The 6,647-nt window shown below is 63.3% G+C and carries 6 protein-coding genes; 5 read left to right on the top strand and 1 reads right to left on the bottom strand.

Annotated elements, in window-relative coordinates:
- The 5 genes from Q8K05_RS12910 to Q8K05_RS12930 form a co-directional block, all read left to right on the top strand.
- The coding region (locus Q8K05_RS12910) for a hypothetical protein (protein ID WP_305246999.1) at window positions 1–230 on the top strand (230 nt) is incomplete at its 5' end.
- A 5-nt stretch (window positions 231–235) separates the two neighbouring features.
- Window positions 236–1,312, top strand: coding sequence for a cell division protein ZipA C-terminal FtsZ-binding domain-containing protein (locus tag Q8K05_RS12915; protein ID WP_305247000.1), 1,077 nt, complete (start codon window positions 236–238; stop codon window positions 1,310–1,312).
- Window positions 1,313–1,326: 14 nt separating this feature from the next.
- Window positions 1,327–3,414, top strand: a complete 2,088-nt coding sequence (ligA, locus tag Q8K05_RS12920; protein WP_305247004.1) for an NAD-dependent DNA ligase LigA — start codon at window positions 1,327–1,329, stop codon at window positions 3,412–3,414.
- Window positions 3,415–3,453: 39 nt separating this feature from the next.
- Complete coding sequence (gene def, locus Q8K05_RS12925; RefSeq protein WP_305247001.1) at window positions 3,454–3,993, top strand: peptide deformylase; 540 nt, start codon at window positions 3,454–3,456, stop codon at window positions 3,991–3,993.
- Between the two features lie 93 nt (window positions 3,994–4,086).
- Entirely contained in the window at window positions 4,087–4,806 is a 720-nt protein-coding gene (locus Q8K05_RS12930; RefSeq protein ID WP_305247002.1) for a methyltransferase, read from the top strand.
- A gap of 22 nt (window positions 4,807–4,828) precedes the next feature.
- On the opposite strand, the gene Q8K05_RS12935 is transcribed toward Q8K05_RS12930, so the two are convergent.
- Window positions 4,829–6,647 (bottom strand): [protein-PII] uridylyltransferase (locus Q8K05_RS12935; RefSeq protein ID WP_305247003.1); only part of this gene is annotated, 1,819 nt, incomplete at its 5' end.

Below are 6,647 nucleotides of genomic sequence, written 5' to 3' on the forward strand. Positions count from 1 at the left end.
TCTGTCTGCTGGACGAGGTGGACGCGCCGCTGGACGACGCCAACACCGAGCGTTATGCCAAGCTGGTGGCCAGCATGAGCAAGGAAACCCAGTTCCTGTTCATCAGCCACAACAAGATCGCCCTGGAAATGGCCGAACAGCTGATCGGCGTGACCATGCAGGAGCAGGGCGTCTCGCGCGTCGTGGCAGTCGACATGGAGGCAGCCCTCGGTTTTGCCGAGGCCGCATGAACAGCATGAGCACACTTCAGATCAGTTTGGCCATCGTGGGTGCCCTGGTGCTGCTGGGCGTGGTGGTCCACAGCGCCTGGTCGTCCCGCAAAAACCTGCCCAAACGACCCATCCCGGAAGCGGCGCCCCGGCAGGAGCCCGCAGGCACGGCGCCCCATGAGGATGCGCCGGCCACTGATGAGCCGTCGCATCGGCAGGAGCCCTGCTTTGACACGGATGCTGACCTGTCCGCACTGGCCAAGCGCACGACGGCAGAAAAAAGGCCGGCCCTTGATGCCTTGATAGACGCCATGGCCCCGGTGGTGGTGGAGTCCCTGGTGTCCGGGGACGCGGTGCTGGCGGCCATGCCGAGCACGCTGCGAGCAGGCAGCAAGCCTTTTGGCGTGGAGGGCCTGAGCGCGAGCACGGGCGAGTGGGAATTTCCTGTCGCAGGCCGGCGGTACAGTGCCTTGCAGTGCGGCGTTCAGTTGGCCAACCGAACCGGTGCGCTCAACCAGATCGAGTATTCGGAATTTGTCATGAAAACCCAGGCTTTTGCCGACGCCCTGGGCGGGGAGGCGGAGTTTCCGGAAATGCTGGACGAGGTCGCCCGCGCACGTGAGCTTGATCAGTTCGCCAGCGGACACGACGCCCAGCTGAGCTTCACCCTGCGCGCCATGCACACCGCCTGGAGTCCCGGCTATGTGCAGCAAAGCGCCGCGCGAATCGGCTTTATCGCCGGCGCCATGCCGGGCCGGATGGTGCTGCCGGCCGGCCAGTCGGGCCATGCCCCCATTCTGGGCCTGTCGTTTGATACCCAGGCCGCCATGGCGGATGACCCCGAGCAGACGGCGCTGCGGGAGATCACCCTGTCGCTTGACGTGCCGCAGGTACTGCGCGCAGAGCAGCCGTTTGTCCGCATGTGCGAGGCAGCGCTGGCGCTGGCGGCCAGCATGGATGGCGCGATCATTGACGACAACGGCAACCTGATCAGGGCCGAGGCCATGGAGGCCATCCACGCGGATCTGGAGCAGCTCTATGACACGCTTGAGGGACGCGACCTGGCAGCAGGTTCAGTGCTGGGTCGGCGGGTTTTTTCGTGAGTTCCCCGCAAGCCATGACCAGCCTTGATTTGTTTGCGCAGCCTGCCTCGCCAGCCGGGCGCATCGCGGCCTTGCGCGCCGAGCTGGACCTGCATGACCACCGCTATTACGTGCTGGATGCGCCCAGCATTCCCGACAGCGAATACGACAAACTGTTCAGGGAGTTGCAAGCGCTGGAGGCGGCGCACCCGGAACTGATGACGCCCGACTCGCCGACGCAGCGGGTCGGCGGCAAGCCGCTGGCCCAGTTTGCCAGCGTACGCCACAAGGTGCCCATGCTCAGCATCCGCACCGAAACCGACACCGAGCCCACCGGGGCGGAAAATTTTGACACGCGCGTGCGCAAGGAACTGGGGCTGGGCGAGTCTGATCCCCCTGTCGAGTACGTGTGTGAGCTCAAGTTTGACGGCCTGGCCATGAGCTTGCGCTATGAGTACGGCGTGCTGGTGCAAGCCGCCACGCGCGGCGACGGCGAGATGGGCGAAGACGTCACGCAGAACATCCGCACCATCAGGCAGATTCCGCTCAGGCTTCCCGCCACTGCGCCGCCTGTGATCGAGGTGCGCGGCGAGGTCTACTTGAGCCGCGCCGATTTTGAAGCGCTGAACGAGCGTCAGCGTGAAAAGATCGCGCAAGGCGCCAAGGGCGAAAAAACCTTTGTGAACCCGCGCAATGCGGCGGCGGGCGGCGTGCGCCAGCTGGACCCGGCGATTGCGGCGCAGCGGCGGCTGAGCTTTTTTGCCTACGGCGTGGGTGAGATCACGCCGCCAGAGCAGGGAGGGCCGGTGTTTGACACCCACTTTGCGCTGCTGCAGACCTTGAAAAAATGGGGTTTTCCGGTTGCAGCCCAGACGCAGATTGCGCGAGGCGCTACTGAATTGATAGCTTTTCACCAGGCCATAGGGCGCCAGCGCGACAGCCTGCCTTACGACATTGATGGCGTGGTGTACAAGGTCAACAGCCTGGCGCTGCAGCAAACGCTGGGTTTCGTCACGCGCGAGCCGCGCTGGGCGGTGGCGCACAAATACCCGGCGCAGGAGCAACTGACCACCGTGCTGGGCATTGAGGTGCAGGTCGGCCGCACCGGCAAGCTGACGCCGGTCGCCAAGCTCGCGCCGGTATTCGTTGGCGGCGTCACCGTGACCAATGCCACGCTGCACAACGAAGACGAGGCGCGCCGCAAGGATGTGCGCGTGGGCGATACGGTGATCGTGCGCCGCGCCGGTGATGTGATTCCCGAGGTCGTGAGTGTGCTGCCCGAGAAACGCTGGTCCGGTGCGCTCATCTTCACGATGCCGCGCACCTGCCCGGTGTGCGGCTCGGCAGCCGTCCGCGAAGAGGGCGAAGCCGACTACCGCTGCACCGGCGGCCTGTTCTGCGCGGCCCAGCGCAAGGAGGCCATCCTGCACTTTGCGCACCGGCGCGCTGTAGAAATTGAGGGTCTGGGCGACAAACTCGTCGAGCAGCTGGTGGACACCCACGTGGTGAGCGTCTTGCCCGACCTTTACAAACTGGGCTTCAGCGCGCTCGCCAGCCTGGACCGCATGGCGGACAAATCGGCCCACAAGCTGCTCGAAGCGCTGGAAAAGTCCAAGCAGACGACGCTGCCGCGCTTTGTGTTCGGCCTGGGCATTCGCCATGTGGGTGACGCCACCGCCAAAGCGCTGGCGCGCCATTTCGGCAAGCTCGACGCCATCATGGACGCGACCGAAGCGCAGTTGCTTGAAGTCAGCGATGTCGGGCCCATCGTCGCCAAAAGCATTCGCACTTTCTTTGACCAGCCGCACAACCGGGAAGTGGTGGAGCAGCTTCGCGCTTGCGGCCTGACCTGGCAGGAGGGTGAGCCCGCAGCCCGGACGCCGCAGCCGCTGTCAGGCAAGACCTTTGTGATTACCGGCACGCTGCCCGGCTTGAGCCGCGATGAGGCCAAGGATCTGATTGAAGCGGCGGGCGGCAAAGTCGCCGGATCGGTCAGCAAAAAAACCGACTATGTGGTGGCCGGTACGGAAGCGGGCAGCAAACTGGTCAAGGCAGAGGCGCTGGGCGTGGCGGTGATTGATGAAGCGGCCTTGCTGGCGCTGCTTGAGCCTTCTGAAGATTGAACCCTGCACCAACGAGGCCGCACTGCGGTAACCAAGCGTATGATCATTTATGAAATTCTGAAAATGGGCGACGAGCGGCTGTTGCGCATGGCCCAGCCCGTGACCGAATTTGACACGGACGAGTTGCACCTGCTGGTCTCCAGCATGTTCGACACCATGCGGTCGGTGGATGGTGCAGGTCTGGCGGCGCCCCAGATTGGCGTGGATTTGCAGCTGGTCATCTTTGGCACGGATGCACCGAATCCGCGCTACCCGGATGCACCGCTGGTGCCGCGCACCGTGTTGCTGAACCCCGTCATCACACCCCTGGGCGCGGACGAAGAAAGCGCCTGGGAGGGCTGCCTTTCGGTGCCCGGCCTGCGCGGCCTGGTGCCGCGTTTCTCGCGCATCCGTTACACCGGGTTTGACCAATATGGCGATCCGATTGACCGCACGGTGGACGGTTTTCATGCGCGGGTGGTGCAGCATGAATGCGACCACCTGATCGGTAAGCTCTACCCCATGCGTATCCGCGATTTGACGCAGTTCGGCTTTACCGAGGTACTGTTTCCGGGGCAGGAGGCCTTGGCCGACGACTGATTGACGGCCAGGCCGCTACACTGGTCAGTTGCGGTTTGCCCGCATTGCCCGATGTTTCCCCCAGCGCGTGTTGTACGCAGGAAGATTTTCCGCATGCCACAAGCACCCAACGGGGCTATCAAAGTGCCTTTCATCGCCCCTTTTGCGCAGCCAGAGGGCTACCTTGTCAAGCTTGAGACCATCCACGGCCAGGGCGCCGACCTGCAATTGCGCTCCCTGCTGGATCGGCAGCAGTTTTACGACCCCCTGGGCATGGCGGAGCGGGAAGGCATTTCTTCATCGGCCTGGCCTATCTTTGGCCTGCTGTGGCCATCCGGTCGGGTGCTGGCCCATGCCATGCTGACGTTTGAGCTCGGCGGCAAGCGAATTCTGGAGCTGGGCTGGGGCCTGGCGCTGGCCAGCCTGGTGGTTCACCGGCGGGGCGGCGATATTACCGCCAGCGACTGCCACCCCCTGGCGGCTGACTTTCTATTGAAAAATCTCACGCTCAACCACTTGCCCGCCATGAAGTACCAGACCGGCAACTGGACGCGTGCCAACCCGCTGCTGGAGCGGTTTGACCTGATTATTGGCAGCGATGTGCTGTATGACCGTGGCCAGCCTGACGTGCTGTCGCAATTCATAGACCTGCACGCGCAGCCGGATGCCGAGGTGCTGATCGTTGACCCGGACCGTGGCAATCGGGTCAGCTTCAACCGGAAAATGGATCTTCTGGGCTATTCACATACCGAGACACGGATCACCACGCTGCCAGGCGATGGCGGCAAGTACAAGGGGCGATTGCTTAAATACGTCAAAACCGCAGCGCACTGAAATGCGCCAGGCGCCAACGCCTTCAGGCGTTCAGCGCTTCCAGCAACTCGGTTTCAATCGCGATTTGAGCCCTGTTTTGTTGCAACTCGGGGCCGTCGATCAGGAAGGTATCTTCCACGCGCTCGCCCAGCGTGGTGATCTTGGCCAGCTGCAGGTTGATGCGGTGACGGGCCAGTATCCGGGCGATCAGGTACAGCAGGCCGGCGCGGTCGCTGGCCGACACCGTGAGCAGCCAGCGTTGCGCTTTTTCATCGGGGCGCAAATCCACGCGCGGCGCAATCGGAAAGCTTTTAACGCGCCGTGACACGCGGCCCTTGCCCGGGATCGGTAGCGGGCCGGACGCCTCGATCGTGCGGCTCAGCTCCGCCTCGACCATGCCGGCCAGCTCGCGGTAATGCTCAGCCAGCGTCGGACTGACGACCTGGAAGGTATCGAGCGCATAGCCATTTTTGGCGGTGTGAATCTTGGCATCCAGGATGCTGAAACCCGCCGCGTCAAAGTAACCGCAAATGCGCGCAAACAGGTCAGGGGCATCGGGCGTGTAAACCAGCACCTGCATGCCTTCGCCGGCCAGTGACCGGCGCGCGCGAACAATCACCTTGGCTTTGCCCACATGGCGCGACAACTGGCGCGCGTGCCAGGCAATGTCGGCGGCCTCGTGGCGCCTGAAGTAACTCACGTCCAGCGTCGCCCACAGCGCCTTGTGCGCCTCAAAAGGCTCGGCGTGCAGGGCCAGCGTGGTCTGGGCTTCGCGCTTGCGCGCCTCCACGATCGCGCCCGCATCAGGTGCGCGGCCGCCCAGCACACGCAGTGTGTAACGGTAGAGGTCTTCCAGCAGCTTGCCTTTCCAGGCGTTCCAGACCTTGGGGCTGGTGCCGCGAATATCGGCCACCGTCAGGAGGTACAGCGCGGTCAGGTAGCGTTCATTGCCCACGCGCCGGGCAAACGCGGCAATCACTTCGGGGTTGCTCAGGTCCTCCTTTTGAGCGATGCGGCTCATGCTCAGGTGCTCGCCCACCAGAAACTCGATCAGTTGGGCATCTTCAGTTGCAATGCCGTGCTGGCGGCAGAAAATCCGAACATCCTTGCGCCCCAGTTCGGAGTGATCACCCCCGCGCCCTTTGGCAATGTCGTGAAACAGCGCCGCAATGAACAGTAGCCAGGGCTTGTCCCAGCCGGCCGCCAGCTGCGAGCACATCGGGTATTCGTGCGAGTGCTCAGCAATAAAAAAACGCCGCATATTGCGCAGCACCATCAGGATGTGCTGGTCCACCGTGTAGACATGGAACAGGTCGTGCTGCATCTGCCCGACGATGTTGCGGAAAACCCAGAGGTAGCGTCCCAGCACCGAGGTCTGGTTCATCAGCCGCATGGCATGGGTGATGCCTTCGGGCTGCTGCAGGATGCGCAGAAAGGTCGCCCGATTGACCGGATCGCTGCGAAAACGGCTGTTCATCACGCTGCGCGCGTTGTACAACGCGCGCAGTGTGCGCGCCGACAGGCCCTTGATGCCTACCGTGGTCTCAAACACCAGGAAAGTCTGAAGAATCGCATGCGGCTCACGCTCATACAGGTCGTCGCTGCTGACTTCCAGCATCCCGGCCTTGTCGCTGAACCACTCGTTGATGGGGCGCAGCGGGTAGGTGTTGGGGCGCAGTCGCTCTTCGATGTTCAGCAAGAGGATCTGGTTGAGCTGGCTCACCGCCTTGGCCGCCCAGTAGTAACGGCGCATCAGGGCTTCGCTGGCACGGCGCGGCAGCTTGCTGCCATCGTCCGAATGGGCGGAATACCCGAATGATTCGGCCACGGCCGTTTGCAGGTCAAACACCAGCCGGTCTTCG

Source organism: Polaromonas sp. (assembly GCF_030682935.1).
Classification (GTDB): Bacteria; Pseudomonadota; Gammaproteobacteria; order Burkholderiales; family Burkholderiaceae_C; genus Polaromonas.